The organism is Providencia sp. UF-183 (assembly GCF_058246155.1).
Genome location: NZ_JBSICD010000003.1, coordinates 167874 through 184171 on the forward strand (window position 1 = coordinate 167874; position 16298 = coordinate 184171).

16 protein-coding genes are annotated in these 16298 nt (G+C 42.7%); 6 read left to right on the plus strand and 10 right to left on the minus strand.

What is annotated here, in order from left to right:
* The first annotated feature begins 20 nt into the window (after window positions 1-20).
* From caiB to caiE, 4 genes are all read left to right on the plus strand, one after another.
* Window positions 21-1241, plus strand: a complete 1221-nt coding sequence (gene caiB / locus AC4IFT_RS03700; protein WP_206084579.1) for an L-carnitine CoA-transferase — start codon at window positions 21-23, stop codon at window positions 1239-1241.
* Window positions 1242-1313: 72 nt separating this feature from the next.
* Window positions 1314-2873, plus strand: coding sequence for a crotonobetaine/carnitine-CoA ligase (caiC, locus tag AC4IFT_RS03705; RefSeq protein WP_490731735.1), 1560 nt, complete (start codon window positions 1314-1316; stop codon window positions 2871-2873).
* Between the two features lie 85 nt (window positions 2874-2958).
* Window positions 2959-3744, plus strand: coding sequence for a crotonobetainyl-CoA hydratase (caiD, locus tag AC4IFT_RS03710; protein WP_490750647.1), 786 nt, complete (start codon window positions 2959-2961; stop codon window positions 3742-3744).
* 23 nt (window positions 3745-3767) lie between these two features.
* A complete protein-coding gene (gene caiE, locus AC4IFT_RS03715; protein WP_490750648.1) occupies window positions 3768-4361 on the plus strand; it encodes a carnitine operon protein CaiE in 594 nt (197 codons plus the stop codon).
* Between the two features lie 66 nt (window positions 4362-4427).
* Here caiE and caiF read toward each other — a convergent pair whose 3' ends face one another.
* From caiF to xseB, 4 genes are all read right to left on the minus strand, one after another.
* Window positions 4428-4820 (minus strand): carnitine metabolism transcriptional regulator CaiF, encoded by a 393-nt coding sequence (gene caiF, locus AC4IFT_RS03720; protein ID WP_206084583.1) that lies wholly within the window; start codon window positions 4818-4820, stop codon window positions 4428-4430.
* Window positions 4821-5357: 537 nt separating this feature from the next.
* Window positions 5358-7223, minus strand: a complete 1866-nt coding sequence (gene dxs, locus AC4IFT_RS03725; RefSeq protein ID WP_490731741.1) for a 1-deoxy-D-xylulose-5-phosphate synthase — start codon at window positions 7221-7223, stop codon at window positions 5358-5360.
* 234 nt (window positions 7224-7457) lie between these two features.
* Window positions 7458-8375: a (2E,6E)-farnesyl diphosphate synthase gene (gene ispA / locus AC4IFT_RS03730; RefSeq protein WP_490750649.1), complete on the minus strand. Its 918-nt coding sequence runs from the start codon at window positions 8373-8375 to the stop codon at window positions 7458-7460.
* 3 nt (window positions 8376-8378) lie between these two features.
* Entirely contained in the window at window positions 8379-8630 is a 252-nt protein-coding gene (gene xseB / locus AC4IFT_RS03735; protein WP_219245742.1) for an exodeoxyribonuclease VII small subunit, read from the minus strand.
* Between the two features lie 219 nt (window positions 8631-8849).
* Here xseB and thiI point away from each other — a divergent pair, with 219 nt between their 5' ends.
* Window positions 8850-10301, plus strand: a complete 1452-nt coding sequence (gene thiI / locus AC4IFT_RS03740; RefSeq protein ID WP_490731745.1) for a tRNA uracil 4-sulfurtransferase ThiI — start codon at window positions 8850-8852, stop codon at window positions 10299-10301.
* Between the two features lie 71 nt (window positions 10302-10372).
* Here the strand turns inward: thiI and AC4IFT_RS03745 are convergent, their stop codons facing one another.
* From AC4IFT_RS03745 to panE, 4 genes are all read right to left on the minus strand, one after another.
* Window positions 10373-10516 carry a Hok/Gef family protein gene (locus AC4IFT_RS03745; protein ID WP_490731747.1) on the minus strand — a complete coding sequence of 48 codons (144 nt, stop codon included), beginning with the start codon at window positions 10514-10516 and terminating at the stop codon, window positions 10373-10375.
* Between the two features lie 412 nt (window positions 10517-10928).
* A complete protein-coding gene (locus AC4IFT_RS03750; RefSeq protein ID WP_490731747.1) occupies window positions 10929-11072 on the minus strand; it encodes a Hok/Gef family protein in 144 nt (47 codons plus the stop codon).
* A gap of 245 nt (window positions 11073-11317) precedes the next feature.
* A complete protein-coding gene (yajL, locus tag AC4IFT_RS03755; RefSeq protein WP_490750650.1) occupies window positions 11318-11938 on the minus strand; it encodes a protein deglycase YajL in 621 nt (206 codons plus the stop codon).
* Window positions 11901-12812 (minus strand): 2-dehydropantoate 2-reductase, encoded by a 912-nt coding sequence (gene panE, locus AC4IFT_RS03760; protein WP_490750651.1) that lies wholly within the window; start codon window positions 12810-12812, stop codon window positions 11901-11903. Before panE ends, yajL begins: the two co-directional genes overlap by 38 nt.
* A gap of 183 nt (window positions 12813-12995) precedes the next feature.
* On the opposite strand from panE, the gene AC4IFT_RS03765 reads away from it, so the two are divergent.
* The gene (locus tag AC4IFT_RS03765; RefSeq protein ID WP_042846924.1) at window positions 12996-13487 is read left to right on the plus strand and encodes a YajQ family cyclic di-GMP-binding protein; all 492 of its coding nucleotides are present in this window, start codon (window positions 12996-12998) and stop codon (window positions 13485-13487) included.
* A 56-nt stretch (window positions 13488-13543) separates the two neighbouring features.
* On the opposite strand, the gene AC4IFT_RS03770 is transcribed toward AC4IFT_RS03765, so the two are convergent.
* Together AC4IFT_RS03770 and cyoE are read right to left on the minus strand one after the other, a co-directional pair.
* Window positions 13544-14905, minus strand: coding sequence for an MFS transporter (locus tag AC4IFT_RS03770; RefSeq protein WP_490750652.1), 1362 nt, complete (start codon window positions 14903-14905; stop codon window positions 13544-13546).
* 495 nt (window positions 14906-15400) lie between these two features.
* Window positions 15401-16288, minus strand: a complete 888-nt coding sequence (gene cyoE / locus AC4IFT_RS03775; RefSeq protein ID WP_219245748.1) for a heme o synthase — start codon at window positions 16286-16288, stop codon at window positions 15401-15403.
* Window positions 16289-16298 lie beyond the last annotated feature (10 nt).

A 16298-nucleotide genomic window follows, 5' to 3' on the forward strand; every position in this document is an offset into this window, starting at 1 on the left:
GTTTCACAGGAGAATCGAACATGGCAGCGCATTTACCTATGCCTGAATTTGGCCCGCTTTCAGGGGTTAAAGTCGTATTTTCAGGAATTGAAATTGCAGGCCCATTCGCGGGACAAATGTTTGCGGAGTGGGGCGCAGAAGTTATTTGGATTGAGAACGTGGCATGGGCTGACACTATCCGTGTCCAGCCAAATTACCCGCAGCTTTCGCGACGTAATTTACGGGCGCTCTCATTGAATATCTTTAAGGATGAAGGACGAGAAGCATTTCTCAAGTTGATGGAAACGACGGATATATTTATTGAAGCAAGTAAAGGCCCTGCATTTGCTCGCCGTGGGATCACGGATGAAGTGCTGTGGGAGCACAATCCAAAATTGGTTATCGCTCACTTATCGGGCTTTGGCCAGTATGGTGATCCGCAATATACCAACCTTGCTGCATATAACACCATCGCTCAAGCCTTCAGTGGCTACCTCATTCAAAACGGTGATAAAGACCAACCAATGCCAGCATTCCCATACACGGCAGACTATTTCTCTGGCATGACCGCCACAACCGCGGCATTAGCGGCGTTATATAAAGCGCGCGAAACAGGAAAAGGGGAAAGCATCGACGTAGCAATGTATGAAGTTATGCTGCGCATGGGGCAGTACTTCATGATGGATTATTTCAATGGGGGTGAAGTTTGCCCACGTATGACCAAAGGGAAAGACCCGTATTACGCAGGTTGCGGCCTGTATAGCTGTAATGATGGCTATATTGTCATGGAAATTGTCGGTATTACACAAATTCAAGAAATCTTTAAAGATATCGGCCTAGCGCATTTATTGGGTACGCCTGAAATTCCAGAAGGCACACAACTGATTCACCGTGTTGAATGCCCATATGGGCCACTGGTTGAAGAAAAATTAGATGAGTGGTTAGGCGCACGTTCTATCGAAGAGGTACTTGCAAGGTTAGCCGAGCTAAATATTGCAAGCGCCAAAGTGTTAACCATTCCTGAGTTAGAAACTAACCCACAATATATTGCCCGTGAATCTATCACCAGTTGGCAAACCATGGATGGCGAAACCTGTCGTGGCCCAAATGTGATGCCAAAATTCAAAAACAATCCAGGGCAAATTTGGCGCGGTATGCCATCTCACGGCATGGATACCACTGAAATACTAAAAAACATTGGCTACAACGAAAATGATATTCGGGAGCTAGTCGATAAAGGGCTAGCCAAAATTGTTGAGTAATTAAATGATTATTCAGGTCAATCTTTCCTGTTGGCCTGAATGTTCATTGGGGAAATAGAGGGAAAATAATTAATGGATGTAATCGGTAGACAAAATTTGCGTCAAATGTGGGACGACCTTGCGTTGACTCACCAAGACAATAAGGCGCTTATCTTTGAGTCTTGTGATGGAAATATTCGCGAATTCAGTTATTTAGATATGAATGCGCAAATTAATCGCACAGCGAATCTCTTTTTAGCCTATGGCATTCAAAAAGGGGATAAAGTTGCCTTACATCTGGATAATTGCCCTGAATTTTTCTTTTGCTGGTTTGGTTTAGCGAAAATCGGCGCAATTATGGTGCCCATCAATGCACGGTATAAATATAACGAAAGTGCGTGGATTATGCAGAACTGCCAACCTCGTATGGTGGTGACCTGCACGCCGTTTTTAGATATTTATCAACGTGTTTTAGCGGATGAAAGCACTTGTCTCGAACATATTTTTTTAATTGCAGATACATCCATCCCACAACAAGACGGTATTTCAGACTTTTTATCAGAACAGGCGCATCAACCTATCGAACTCACACAAATTGTGGAACTGAGTGTGAGCGATACAGCGGAAATTTTATTTACCTCAGGGACAACTTCAAAACCCAAAGGGGTGATTATCACTCACTATAACTTACGTTTTGCGGGGTATTACTCTTCATGGCAAAACGCGTTACGCGCCGATGATGTGTATTTAACCGTGATGCCCGCTTTTCACATTGACTGCCAGTGTACGGCATCGATGGCAGCTTTCTCTGTAGGTGCCACGTTTGTCTTAATCGAAAAATACAGTGCGCGCCGTTTTTGGCAGCAAGTTGTCAGGCACCGTGCCACTGTCACCGAGCTGATCCCAATGATGATCCGAACGTTATTAAGCCAACCGCTGGCGGATAACGAAAAAGACCATTGCCTGCGAGAAGCGATGTTTTATCTCAATTTAAGCGATGAAGAAAAAGAGCAGTTTATGGCGCGTTTTGGCGTAAAACGCTTTTTGACCTCTTATGGTATGACCGAAACAATAGTGGGGTTAATTGGAGACAGGCCGGGCGATATCCGCCGTTGGCCATCCATTGGTCGTCCAGGTTTTTGTTACCAAGCGCAAATTCGAGATAAAAATAATCAACCTGTCGAAAGTGGCGTGGTCGGCGAATTGTGTGTTAAAGGCGAACGGGGCAAAACGCTATTCAAAGCGTATTACAACAACCCTGAAGTAACGGCAAAAACCTTTGATGACGCAGGGTGGATGCACACAGGGGACTTTGCGTACCAAGATGAAGATGGCTTTTTCTATTTTGTCGATAGAAGCAGCAACATGATCAAACGCGGTGGTGAGAATGTCTCTTGCAGTGAAATCGAAAATATCATTGCCTCACACCCTGCTATCGTCGATGTGGCTGTCATAGGTGTTGCGGATGATATACGCGACGAAGCCATTAAGGCGTTTATTGTGCTGGAGGAAGGGGAAACCTTAACACAGGAAGAGTTTTTTGCCTTTTGTGAAAAACAAATGGCGAAATTCAAAGTGCCTACTTGTGTTGAAGTGCGGAAAGATTTGCCGCGAAATTGTTCTGGGAAGGTACTGAAAAAGCATCTGCAATAATCTGATCATTCTATTAATTCTGAGTGCAGCTGTGTTTATGACTCAAAACAGAGCTGCCACCCTATGATGACTAAAGGATTGCACTATGAGCGAATCATTAAAAGTTACCCGTAATGGCTCCATTTTGGAAATCGTACTCGATAGGCCTAAAGCGAATGCGATAGATGCAAAAACCAGTTTCAAAATGGGAGAAGTTTTTCTTAACTTTCGAGATGACCCATCCTTAAGAGTTGCCATTATTACCGGGGCAGGAGAGCGCTTCTTTTCTGCGGGGTGGGATCTAAAATCTGCTGCGGAAGGTGAAGCCCCTGATGCGGACTTTGGCCCTGGCGGTTTTGCTGGCTTAACCGAGATTTTTAATCTGAATAAACCGGTGATTGCGGCAGTGAACGGCTATGCATTTGGTGGCGGTTTTGAGCTTGCATTGGCGGCAGATATGATTATTTGTTCAGAAAATGCCAGTTTTGCGCTGCCTGAAGCCCAATTAGGGATTGTCCCAGACAGTGGCGGTGTTTTACGCCTGCCGAAAATTGTACCGGCACCTATTGTCAATGAAATGGTGATGACAGGCAGACGCATGGATGCTCAAGAAGCCTTACGTTGGGGGGTTGCGAATGACGTGGTGCCCATTGAAAAATTAATGGATAGAGCCCGTGAGCTAGCGGAGCAAATCACGCAAAGCGCACCATTAGCGGTTGCAGCATTAAAAGAAATTTTCCGTGCGACTGGGGAACTGACAGTAGAAGAAGGTTATAAACTGATGCGTAGTGGGGCACTAACCAACTACCCAGCGGTTTTACATTCGGAAGATGCGACAGAAGGGCCGTTAGCGTTTGCAGAAAAACGCTCACCAAGCTGGAAAGGCCGCTAGTCTAGTCATCTGAGAGGTTAATTGTGAGCTTCTATTCATTTGAAGGCGTAAGGCCCGTGGTTCACCCAACAGCGTATGTACATCCTTCCGCGGTTGTGATTGGTGATGTGATTATCAAGGAAGGGGTATTTGTTGGGCCTAATGCGTCACTTCGAGGGGACTATGGGCGCTTGGTAATTGAAAAAGGGGCCAATATTCAAGATTGTTGCATTATGCACGGTTACAGTGATGTGGAAACCATTGTGCGGGAGTGCGGGCATATTGGTCATGGCGCTATTTTACACGGATGTATCATTGGCCGTGATGCTTTAGTCGGAATGAATAGCGTCATCATGGATGGTGCTGTGATTGGTGAAGAAAGCATTGTCGCTGCGATGAGTTTTGTTAAAGCGGGCTTTCAAGGCGAACCGCGGCAGATGTTAGTGGGAAGCCCTGCGCGGTTTCTTCGTCAGGTTAGGGATGAAGAATTACATTGGAAGCAGCTAAATACCAAAGAGTATCAGGATCTTGCTGGTCGCTATCTTATTGGACTCGAAGAGACTAAGCCCCTTACTGAAATTGAAATTAATCGACCGAAATTGTTTGGCACCACAGATGTGAAGCCTAAAGGGCAATAAGTACTGGTCGGAAATAAAAAACGCGGGTTTAAAAACCTGCGTTTTTTTATTGATATAACACATTAACTAGCGGCGTTGTGCTTTGGATAACATCCATTGCCATTTCTGCTCTCTATTCAGTTCACTTGGTGGCATTGAGGCCGCTTTCACGGGGGAATCAATGGTGACTTTTTCCGATTGGTGGTTTCTTAAACGAGAATAAAGTTGGTTATCAATTTTACTCACTTTTATTAAACGCTGGCATTGGCACCCACGACCCGACAGTTTATTCGGGATCATTTTAACTTCACATTGGATCTCAGCCACATCCGATAGAATATAAGAGACAATATTAACGGCATTAGGATGCGGGATATCGAAATTGTTAGATATTTCTCTGGCTGTTGTCCAACGACCTTGCTTCATTACCCAATGTGCTATGGATAAATACAAGGGTTCGTTAATATATTGTCCACACATAAGCGCTCCCAAATCTAATTATTAAAATTGAATAAATAAAGAGAAACTATATGTAAATTGTAGTTGGAATAATGTTATTAATTTCCAGTGATAAATTAAAGGAAAATAATTAATTATTAAAGCCTGGTTAAAATTGTTAAAATAATATAGTCGTTATTAATATATTTTACTTTACTTTTAGATGGTTAAGTAATTTATAACGAATATAAGTCAGAGCCTAAATTGCGCAGTCATACAGTGACATGGTTCATAATAATAGATTTAAATATAATTTGCATGTGTTTATTTTTGAAATTTACATTCAAGGCAATAATTTTGTTTATATTCTATTTCTGGGTAAAGAGATAAACATTGTTGTTTATTAGCTGATTATATTTGGTTTTTTTATTGAAAGGGATGATATTAAATTAATGGGGATATGTGAAAGTTGTTATTTAAAATAACTATTTTTATAACAAATTAATTTATTACTCAATTTGTGTGTATTTAAAGAATGAGAGTCATTACGTGAAATAATGACTCTCATTCAATAAGGGGTTATTTATTCAGGTAGCTTGTGATTGAATTTGTAATGCCTTTAGCATCTAATCCAAGGTCAGCAATCAGCTCTTCTTGGCTACCTTGAGAGATAAAGTAGTCTGGTAGACCAAGGTTTAATACAGGGATCATTTTCTTTTCCTGCATTAAAAATTCGTTCACGCCACTGCCTGCACCACCCATGATGGCATTTTCTTCGAGTGTTACTAACACATCATGGCTATTTGCCATTTCGAGGATCAATGCTTCATCTAGTGGTTTCACAAAGCGCATATCGACAACGGTCGCATTTAATTGCTCTGCCGCTTCAAGCGCGTGAGCGAGTAAAGTACCGAAACATAAAATAGCAACCTTTTCACCTTGGCGACGGACAATGCCTTTGCCGATTGGCAATGGTGCTAAAGGCTGAAGCTCAGCCCCTGTACCTGTACCACGAGGGTAACGGATAGCACTTGGGCCATCGTTATAATGGTAGCCGGTGTGTAGCATCTGGCGGCACTCGTTTTCATCACTTGGAGCCATAATAACCATAGTTGGTATGCAGCGTAGGAATGAAATATCAAAAGACCCTTGGTGAGTTTGCCCATCGGCACCTACTATCCCCGCACGATCGATCGCAAACATTACGGGAACTTTTTGAATCGCCACATCGTGAATGACTTGGTCATAACCACGTTGTAAGAATGTTGAGTAGATGGCCACAATTGGCTTATAACCCCCAATGGCTAAACCAGCGGCAAAGGTGACTGCATGTTGCTCAGCAATTGCGACGTCGAAATATTGGTCTGGGAATTCTTTTGAAAAACGCACCATACCAGAGCCTTCACGCATAGCTGGCGTGATAGCCATCAATTTGTCATCGCCTTTTGCTTCTTCACACAGCCAATCCCCAAAAATTTTGGAGAATGTTGGGCCAGTTTCTTTGCTTTTGGGTAACGTAAAGGTGCTTGGGTCAAATTTAGGCACAGCGTGCCAGCTAATTGGGTCTTTTTCCGCAGGCTCATAACCACGACCTTTTTTCGTCATGATATGCAGGAATTGAGGCCCTTTTAAGTCGCGCATATTTTTCAATGTTTGGGTGAGCGCCACAACATCGTGACCATCGACAGGGCCGATATAATTGAAGCCAAGCTCTTCAAACATTGTACCGGGAACCACCATACCTTTGATGTGTTCTTCGGTTTTTTTCAGTAATTCTTTAATCGGTGGCATGTTAGAAAACACTTTCTTGCCACTTTCGCGTAATGTGGTGTACAGCTTGCCAGAAAGCAGGTGAGCCAAATGGTTATTTAGCGCGCCGACATTTTCAGAAATCGACATTTCATTGTCGTTAAGGATCACCAACATGTCAGGTGCAGCATCCCCCGCGTGGTTCATGGCTTCAAATGCCATACCCGCCGTGATTGCACCATCGCCAATCACACACACAGTTTTACGGTTTTGTTTCTCTTTTTCTGCCGCAATGGCCATACCTAAACCGGCACTAATGGATGTTGAGGAATGGCCAACGCTTAAAATGTCATACTCACTTTCATCACGCCAAGGGAATGGGTGTAAGCCATTTTTTTGGCGAATAGTATCAATGCGGTCACGGCGTCCCGTTAATATTTTGTGGGGATACGCTTGGTGGCCTACGTCCCAAACTAGGTTATCAAACGGTGTTTTGTAGACATAATGCAAGGCAACAGTCAGTTCTACTGCACCAAGACCAGAGGCAAAATGACCGCTAGAGCGACCCACGCTACTCAGTAAAAATTGTCTGAGTTCATCACAAAGCTTAGGCAAGCTTTCTTTGGGCAGCAGACGAAGCTCATCTGGCGTCTCTGCCAATGCTAGCGTTGGATATTTAGCGATATCAATACTCATTAGGTGCTCACTTATAATTAATCAAAAATACCCGTCCTATTTTCAGTGACAGTAAGGGGCTGTATTTTCTTACGCTAACCAGACATAAAAGCCGATGTTTCGCGATTTGTTCTATTAGCCTCTGGCCTGTCACATCAAATATTTAAGGTAAAGCCCGTTTTACAGCTTAAACTACGTCGGGTAATCAATGCCGTAATTATCAGTCTTCTTAATGCCTAAAGGCAAAGCATATTGTCAGCTTTTACGCTCAATAATAAAATTAGCTAAAGCACTTAGCATATCTATATTATACCCATGGGATTGGATCGTCTCTAAAGCGTCTATCGCATCATGATATAGCTCACGCGCTTTTTTCTGTGCAGCCTCAAGGCCAAGTAGAGATGGATAGGTACTTTTTTCATGCTCGGCATCCGCGCCTTGACGCTTGCCCGTTACTGCGCTGTCACCAATGACGTCTAGGATATCGTCTTGTACTTGAAAGGCAAGGCCAATGGATTCAGCGTATTTATCTAAGGCTGGTAACAATTGATGGCCTTTATTGCCCGCGGCATATGCCCCAAGGCGAATGGCTGCACGGATCAGCGCGCCAGTTTTATGTTGATGAATACGTTCTAACGAAGCAAGGTCAACACGTTTGCCTTCTGCATCTAGATCAAGGGCTTGGCCGCCACACATCCCCGCAAGACCACTGGCATATGCGAGTTCAGCTATCATCGCAATGCGGTCTTTATCAGAGACATTAGGCATTTTTGCTGATGCAAGTAATTGAAATGCTAAGGTTTGTAAGGCATCGCCCGCTAAAATGGCATTACCTTCACCATACTTAATATGACAAGTTGGCTGACCGCGACGCAAATCATCATCGTCCATTGCGGGTAAATCATCATGAATCAATGAATAAGCATGAATACATTCAACCGCTGATGCAGGTGCATCAAGGTTTTCTTCACTGACACCCAGCATGGAACCGACTGCGTAAGTTAGAAAGGGGCGTAAACGCTTTCCACCTAATAATGCGCCGTAACGCATGGCATTGGCCAGCGGCAGTTCGGCAAAAGGGAGCGAATTTAGCGTATCTAATAGGTATTGGTTAACTCTGTCGTAGGCGTATTTTTGTTGCAGCGCGAAGCTATCTGGAAGTTGTTCAGACATAATTTATTCAGTTTCAGGTGAAAAATCGGCAAGGGGTTTATTTTCATCATCGCTAAGCAAGATTTGTACGCGCTGCTCGGCTTGTTGCAGGACTTTTTGGCCTTGTTTGGCGATTTGAACACCACGCTCGAATTCGTTGAGCGCATCTTCTAATGGAAGAGATCCAGATTCGAGGCGAGCAACAATTTGCTCCAGCTCTTGAAGTGAATTTTCGAAACTAACCGTTGGAACTTGCTGAGATTTTTCTTTAGCCATGTTGTTTAGCCACTAATGTTAAATCAATATATTTGGGGTATTTTAAATATTTAGCAGACTAACGCAGTCTTGCTACGGTTACAATTTATTATTGGTGTTTTTAGATTCAGTCCGCAAGATAGTGTTATAATACGCCTCTTTATTGACAATTGGTAACGTGCAGATGTGTCACTGTTAGATACATTCGTTTGCCCCAACAACCATGAACATGCAGCTATTATGAAGTTTATCATTAAGTTATTCCCAGAAATTACCATTAAAAGCCAAACTGTTAGGCTACGTTTTATTAAAATTTTGACCAGCAATATTCGTAACGTGCTTAAGTCACTTGGCGAAGAAATTTCGGTTGTCCGTAATTGGGATAACATAGAAGTGCGTGTGAAAGGGGAAACGAAGCATGACGAAATTTGTGACATGCTGGGCCGTATTCCCGGTATTCACCATATTCTTGAAGTCGAAGAAAAACCGTTTACCAGTTTGCACCATATCTTTGAAATGGCCCATGAAGCTTATGGCCCATCATTAGAAAATAAAACGTTCTGTGTGCGTGTAAAGCGTCGCGGTAAGCACGAGTTTTCCTCTATTGAAGCCGAGCGCTACATTGGCGGCGGGTTAAATCAACACATTGCTTCTGCGAAAGTGAAGCTTAAAGACCCTGATACCACGGTGCATTTAGAAATTGAAGATGACAAACTCATCTTAGTTAAAGCACGCATTGAAGGGATCGGTGGTTTCCCTATTGGGACTCAAGAAGACGTTTTATCATTGATTTCAGGCGGTTTTGACTCTGGCGTTTCTAGCTACATGTTAATGCGTCGTGGTTGCCGTGTGCATTATTGTTTCTTCAATTTAGGGGGCGCAGCCCATGAAATTGGTGTGAAACAAATTGCTCACTATTTATGGAACCGCTTTGGTAGCTCTCATAAAGTTCGCTTTATTGCCGTTAATTTTGAACCCGTTGTCGCGGAAATTTTAGAAAAAATCGACGATGGCCAAATGGGTGTCGTATTAAAACGCATGATGGTGCGTGCAGCGTCTAAAGTCGCAGAGCGTTATGGCGTGCAAGCGATTGTGACGGGTGAAGCGCTTGGGCAAGTTTCTAGCCAAACCTTAACAAACTTACGTTTGATTGATAATGCGTCTGATACCTTAGTATTAAGGCCGCTGATATCCCATGATAAAGAACACATTATCAAATTGGCTCGCCAAATTGGTACCGAAGATTTTGCGAAAACCATGCCGGAATATTGTGGTGTAATTTCGAAAAGCCCAACGGTGAAAGCAGTAAAAGCGCGCATCGAAGCGGAAGAAGAAAACTTTGACTTTGGTATTTTAGAGTCTGTTGTTGAGCAGGCACAAAATATTGATATTCGCCAAATCGCACAAGAAAGTCTGGAGAAAGTCCCTGAGATTGAAATGGTCAGTGAGCTTTCAGTCGAAAATGAAGTGATTGTGGATATCCGCTCTATTGATGAGTTCGAAGATAAGCCTTTGAAAGTTGAAGGTATGGAAATCAAACATATTCCATTCTACAAACTCAGCACACAATTTGGTGACTTACCCAAAGATAAAACCTATCTATTATATTGTGACCGTGGGGTAATGAGCCGTTTACAGGCACTATACCTCAAAGAACAAGGGTTTGATAATATTAAGGTTTATCGACCATAAATTAAAGTAGGGTGCTTGTATCATCCAAACCAATCAAAGAGAAATGTGGGGGAGATAACTCCCCCACAAGACTACTTACCGCACAATAAAGTAGCTTGAACCAGAGTGTTTCCGCTACTGATGCTTAACGAACACAACCTTTCTTGCATCATGCCTGAAAAACTCAATACCGTAAGACACACGGTAATTAACCCTACAAGGGCAAATTTGGCCATTCCTCTTGACTCCTTTTCTAAAAGGAGACAGAATCAAACTGTTAGGTTTTTGAGACTGCCTCGGATTAAGATTAACATCTAAATTCGGGGCTTTTATCTTTTTGGCTCTAGTTCATGCTTGAACCAAAAATGATCCAAGCACCCGTCGCAATCATAACAAAAAGCCGTGAGTGTCAAAGGCTTTTCTTGTCATTATTTGTAAAATAAATTCTTTTAATTCAGTGTGTTAATTGGTTCTTAACCATTTATTCATGGTAGGAATGAATCTGGAGTTTATCTTCCAAATAGTCGTTAATTCTATTGGGAAAAACCAATGATAGTGGTATGCCATATGAGTGATAAATAAGGTAGGGTGCTTGTATCATCCAAACCAATCAAAGAGAAATGTGGGGGAGATAACTCCCCCACAAGACTACTTACCGCACAATAAAGTAGCTTGAACCAGAGTGTTTCCGCTACTGATGCTTAACGAACACAACCTTTCTTGCATCATGCCTGAAAAACTCAATACCGTAAGACACACGGTAATTAACCCTACAAGGGCAAATTTGGCCATTCCTCTTGACTCCTTTTCTAAAAGGAGACAGAATCAAACTGTTAGGTTTTTGAGACTGCCTCGGATTAAGATTAACATCTAAATTCGGGGCTTTTATCTTTTTGGCTCTAGTTCATGCTTGAACCAAAAATGATCCAAGCACCCGTCGCAATCATAACAAAAAGCCGTGAGTGTCAAAGGCTTTTCTTGTCATTATTTGTAAAATAAATTCTTTTAATTCAGTGTGTTAATTGGTTCTTAACCATTTATTCATGGTGGGAATGAATCTGGAGTTTATCTTCCAAATAGTCGTTAATTCCATTCGGTAAAACTAGCTGTCCGGCAACCATTCCTGCCGTTTCTCGACCGACTAATAACTCGATAAGCTTCAAGGCAAAATCAAAGGACGTAGCGGGTCCTTGGCTTGTCAGCAAATTGACGCGTTCATCAAAGTAAACACGGCGATCTACCCATTTTTCGGCTGGAATTTGATTTTTCATCGTTGGGTAGCCAGTCATATTTCCGAGTGGAAATAGCTGGTGATATTCTAAAACGACGGCGGGGGCAGCGCAGATAGCTGCAACAATTTTACCATCAAGGTGCATGCGGCGTACTTTTTCAACCACTAATGGGCTATCACGAAATGTTTCAGCACCTTGAATGCCACCTGGAAGGACGATGGCATCAAAAGGCTCATCTGCAACCTTAATAAGTGAGGTATCAGCGATGAGTTTCATACCGCGAGAAGCTGTAATTTGCAGGGAGCCGTCTTCATTTGCACTGGCAAGAGTGACTTGAATACCTGCTCTGACTAATAAATCTGCGGTAGTGACAGTTTCAATTTCCTCACTACCATGGGTGATGCAAATTAGAACGGAAGTCGTCATATTGTTGTTCTCTATTTTTGACTAAATGATACAAACGGTCATTTTCAGGAGTGCTTAAGCCATGAGCTCTGGCTTGCTTAATTAAAAATCCAGTTATGTAATCAATTTCAGTACGGCGATTATTGCGAATATCCTGCAACATGGATGAGTAGTTATTGGCGGTATTTTGAATGATGCCATTAATATACTCAGTTAGCTCTGTTTTATCGGTGTGCAACCCTTCAGCAGCCATCACGCGGCAGATTTCATCAATAATCCGTGAAATTTGTTCAGTATGGTGCACTAATTCACCATTCTTACAATCGTGTTCCACAGTTAGTGGGTTGATGGCGCAATTAGCGATCAGTTTTCGCCAACAGGTCGTCAAAATTTGATTGTGCCAAGCGACATCAGGAAGTGCTTCATGCAGAACATCTGCAATAGGGTAATAGGTTTGTGCCTGTGAATTGATCGCCCCAATGTGTGTCATTCCGTGAGCAACATGAAATACTTGGTTGTTTTCTTGCCAAGCGGCATGGGTTGTCACACCGGCTAAAATAGGATGTCGTAAAGGTACCAATTCTTCTATTGTTCCCATTCCATTATGGAGTAGTAAAATCGGTGTTTTTTCGGGAATGTTGCCAAGTAGAGGTAATAAGGCATCGGAAACTTGCCATGCTTTTAAGCAGACAATCACGAGCTCACTGGTTTGTAGGTGATTGATATTGTTACAGGGAATGAGTTCGCGAAAAGTACGTCCATCAGGCTCATTCACATCGACAAACAAATCAGGCTGAGCCACACGTAGCCAGCCTTGAGTATCATGGCCTTGTAAGGTGAGTGCAGCAAGCCACAGCTTACCGATAGCACCACAACCGATCAGGGTTATTTTCATAGTGTCCCTCTGAAATATGTGCTCTAACACCTTGTCATCTCTGACATTGGCTATCTAACCAGTATATACCTTAGTGTGGGGTAATTATAGCGTAGGGAAGGGCTTATACCCTGATAACTTGAAGTACAGTGGCTAAAAACGTTATTATGCACGTAACAAAAAATATCCTTAGAGGTCTGAACAATGCCATCATTTGATATTGTGTCTGAAGTTGAAATGAATGAAGTGCGTAATGCGGTAGAAAATGCGCAGCGCGAGTTAACGAGCCGCTGGGACTTTAAAAATGTCGAAGCGAGCTTTGAACTGAACGATAAAAATGAATCAGTGAAAATCACCAGTGAATCGGATTTCCAAGTTCTTCAACTGGTTGATATTTTGAGAGAAAAAATGGCAAAGCGTGGTATTGATGGCGCAGTGCTAAATGTCCCTGACGATATTGTTCATAGCGGGAAAACCTACAGTGTTGAAGTGACGTTCAAACAGGGTATCGATGCGGCGATTGCAAAAAAAATTATTAAGCTAATCAAAGACAGTAAGCTGAAAGTTCAAGCGCAAATTCAGGGCGATCAAGTGCGTGTGACGGGCAAAGCGCGTGATGACTTACAATCAGTCATGGCATTAGTTCGTGGCGGAAATTTAGGCCAGCCTTTCCAATTTAATAATTTCCGTGATTAATCACGGCGAGTAAGTTATCAATAAAAATAGGCCTGCAATTTTGCAGGCCTATTTTTTTACTGCTGAATAATGGCTTCCAGTTGCTCGCGATTAATGATTTTTCGATCAACTTTAACGTAGACACTGAGTTCTTCATCGACAACCAAGGCTTCCATGACGCCATTTTGAGCTCGTAGCTTTTGCTCCAGCACTTGAGTGTTTTTTAGGTGTGCAGGCAATTCGATGCGAATGCTGCTGACGTATGGCGGTTGTTTCATGGTTAAGCTAACGACAAACCAAAGGATTGTCAGGATCAACCCACCAATAAAGACGGTATCTGCCCCTTCGAAGTTATATAACCAGCCACCGACAATCCCCCCAAGGGCAACACCTAAAAATTGGCTAGTGGAATAAACCCCCATCGCGGTTCCTTTATAGCCTGCAGGTGCTTCCTTGCTAATCAACGATGGCAAAATGGCCTCCATAATATTGAAGCCAATAAAAAATATCTGTAAGCCAAGGATGATGGCCCATAACTGGCTACCAGAGAACCATAATGTAATTTCTGCAACTGCCAATAGCGCGATGCAGAACAGGAAGACTTGCTTCATTTTGCGGTATTTTTCTGCGTAGATAATAAAAGGCAAAACAGCCACAAAGGAAATTAGCATGGTGACTAAATAGGCTTTCCAATGATCTTGGGCGAGAAAACCCGCTTTTGTCATGATGAGGGGCAGGGCAACAAAGCTCGACATCAGCAAAGTGTGCAGGCACAAAATACCGATATTTAATTTTAATAATTGAGGCTGGGCTAAAACGGTTTTTAAATTGCCTTTCACAAAGGCGGATTCACGGTTCAATACATGGGTGTTGGTGTTTGGCACAACAAAAATAGTGAGTGCAATCGCGCCAACGGCAAGCAGGGCAATTCCCCAAAATAGCCCATTTAACCCAATTAGATGGGTAATGATAGGCCCTAAAACAAGCGCAATCGCGAAAGTTAGCCCAAAGCTTATCCCTAAAAATGCCATCGCTTTGGTACGGTTTTGTTCACGGGTTAAATCAGACAGTAGCGCCATTACTGCAGCGGATATCGCACCAGCGCCTTGCAATGCGCGGCCAATAATAATGCCCCAAATGGAGTCACTGAGCGCAGCAACGATACTACCTATAATAAAAATGATTAAACCAATAACTATGAGTGGCTTACGACCGATTTTGTCTGACATCAAACCAAAAGGGATCTGAAAAAGTGCTTGGCTCAGACCATAAATGCCAATGGCAACGCCCACTAAAAATTCATTTGCCCCTTGTAAGTGCATTCCGTAGCTGGTCAAAATGGGTAAAACCATAAACATGCCAAGCATTCGCAAGGAGAATACAGAGCCTAAACCCCATGTGGATCTGAGCTCTGCGGATGTCATTTTGTTATCGTTCATTTTTATTCGTCATATTTCAAGCTGTAGCTGTGTTGGCTTCGTTCGGCCACACAGGTCACATACTTATGTATGCTCCCTGCGATGTCCTCACTTTGCCGCCTTGCTACAACTCGAACTATTTTGAATAAATTCATTTTATGTTGTAGCAAAATTATTTAAATCCAATTGCTAGTAATTGGAGCTGTAGCGGTGTTGGCTTCTCTTAGCTACTTAGGTCATCCCTAAAATATCTTCGTTTGCCGTCTTGCTACAACTCGAACTATTTTGAATCTTTATGGGAGATATTTATCTTTAATTTTTAAATTCAACGAGTTATAGCTTTTAATGGTGCATTTTATATCTAGCTTATAATAGCAAGCGGCTATTTAACCATAAAATAGATTCATAAGGATAGGCAGAATGCGTAAAAGTGAGTTGTAAAAGCAATCAGAGACAAATAAAAACGGCGGGGAAAGCCCGCCGTTTAAACATTGTTGTCATCAGAGAACAGATGGGTTATCTGACGAGAGCTATAACAGTATCGCTTGAAACTGTAGGATCAACAGACATCATCACACTCAATGCAGTAATTGCTACGATTGAGAAAATGAATAGTTTTCTTGCCCAGACTCGGTCGTCGTTTTCGGTTTTGAAACCTGAAATCGCCATACCCAGCCACCACAAGCTAACTGCTGCACCCACGACCAAATACTTATAGCCCGCGTATCCGCTGATAGCTAACATTAACGTTGCAACCATAAACGCAAGGATATACAGGAAGATGTGTGTCTTAGCGACAGAAATCCCTTTAATCACCGGTAACACAGGAATGTTCGCGGCTTTGTAATCCTTAAAGCGGAAAATAGCAATGGCATACGAGTGAGGCATCTGCCACAGACTGAAAATTAATAACAGGATCAGAGCCCCAGTATCAAATTCATTTGTGACAGCGCAGTAACCGATAACCGGTGGTGCTGCGCCAGACAGGCTGCCAATTAGCGTGCCATAGACTGACTTACGTTTCATATACAGGCTATAGACGCCCACATAAACAATGAAACCAATGACTGCAAGTAGCATTGCCAAGGCATTGGCTGCTACGAGTAGCAGCACCATACCAGCAATACCTAATGCAGCGGCGTAAATCAGGCTAACTTTCGGGTCAATCAGCCCTTTAACTAAAGGGCGATTCTTAGTTCTTTCCATGATACGGTCGATATCACGGTCGATGTAGTTGTTAAAAACACAACCAGAAGCCACGACCAGTGATACACCCAGCAAAGTCGCAACGAACAGCGGGTAGTCAATTGACCCTTTTGAAGCCAAGAGAAAACCGCCGATCACAGAAATCAAGTTTCCGAATATAATTCCTGGTTTGGTCACTTGCAGGTATTGCTTAAACATATCGGCAACT

Coding starts and splice junctions, on each gene's coding strand:
- caiC (WP_490731735.1), top strand. CDS start 1,314: ATGGATGTAATCGGTAGACAAAATTTGCGTCAAATGTGGGACGACCTT.
- caiD (WP_490750647.1), top strand. CDS start 2,959: ATGAGCGAATCATTAAAAGTTACCCGTAATGGCTCCATTTTGGAAATC.
- AC4IFT_RS03765 (WP_042846924.1), top strand. CDS start 12,996: ATGCCATCATTTGATATTGTGTCTGAAGTTGAAATGAATGAAGTGCGT.
- panE (WP_490750651.1), bottom strand. CDS start 12,812: ATGAAAATAACCCTGATCGGTTGTGGTGCTATCGGTAAGCTGTGGCTT.
- ispA (WP_490750649.1), bottom strand. CDS start 8,375: ATGTCTGAACAACTTCCAGATAGCTTCGCGCTGCAACAAAAATACGCC.
- AC4IFT_RS03745 (WP_490731747.1), bottom strand. CDS start 10,516: ATGGCCAAATTTGCCCTTGTAGGGTTAATTACCGTGTGTCTTACGGTA.
- caiF (WP_206084583.1), bottom strand. CDS start 4,820: ATGTGTGGACAATATATTAACGAACCCTTGTATTTATCCATAGCACAT.
- yajL (WP_490750650.1), bottom strand. CDS start 11,938: ATGACGACTTCCGTTCTAATTTGCATCACCCATGGTAGTGAGGAAATT.
- thiI (WP_490731745.1), top strand. CDS start 8,850: ATGAAGTTTATCATTAAGTTATTCCCAGAAATTACCATTAAAAGCCAA.
- caiB (WP_206084579.1), top strand. CDS start 21: ATGGCAGCGCATTTACCTATGCCTGAATTTGGCCCGCTTTCAGGGGTT.
- xseB (WP_219245742.1), bottom strand. CDS start 8,630: ATGGCTAAAGAAAAATCTCAGCAAGTTCCAACGGTTAGTTTCGAAAAT.
- cyoE (WP_219245748.1), bottom strand. CDS start 16,288: ATGTTTAAGCAATACCTGCAAGTGACCAAACCAGGAATTATATTCGGA.
- dxs (WP_490731741.1), bottom strand. CDS start 7,223: ATGAGTATTGATATCGCTAAATATCCAACGCTAGCATTGGCAGAGACG.
- AC4IFT_RS03750 (WP_490731747.1), bottom strand. CDS start 11,072: ATGGCCAAATTTGCCCTTGTAGGGTTAATTACCGTGTGTCTTACGGTA.
- AC4IFT_RS03770 (WP_490750652.1), bottom strand. CDS start 14,905: ATGAACGATAACAAAATGACATCCGCAGAGCTCAGATCCACATGGGGT.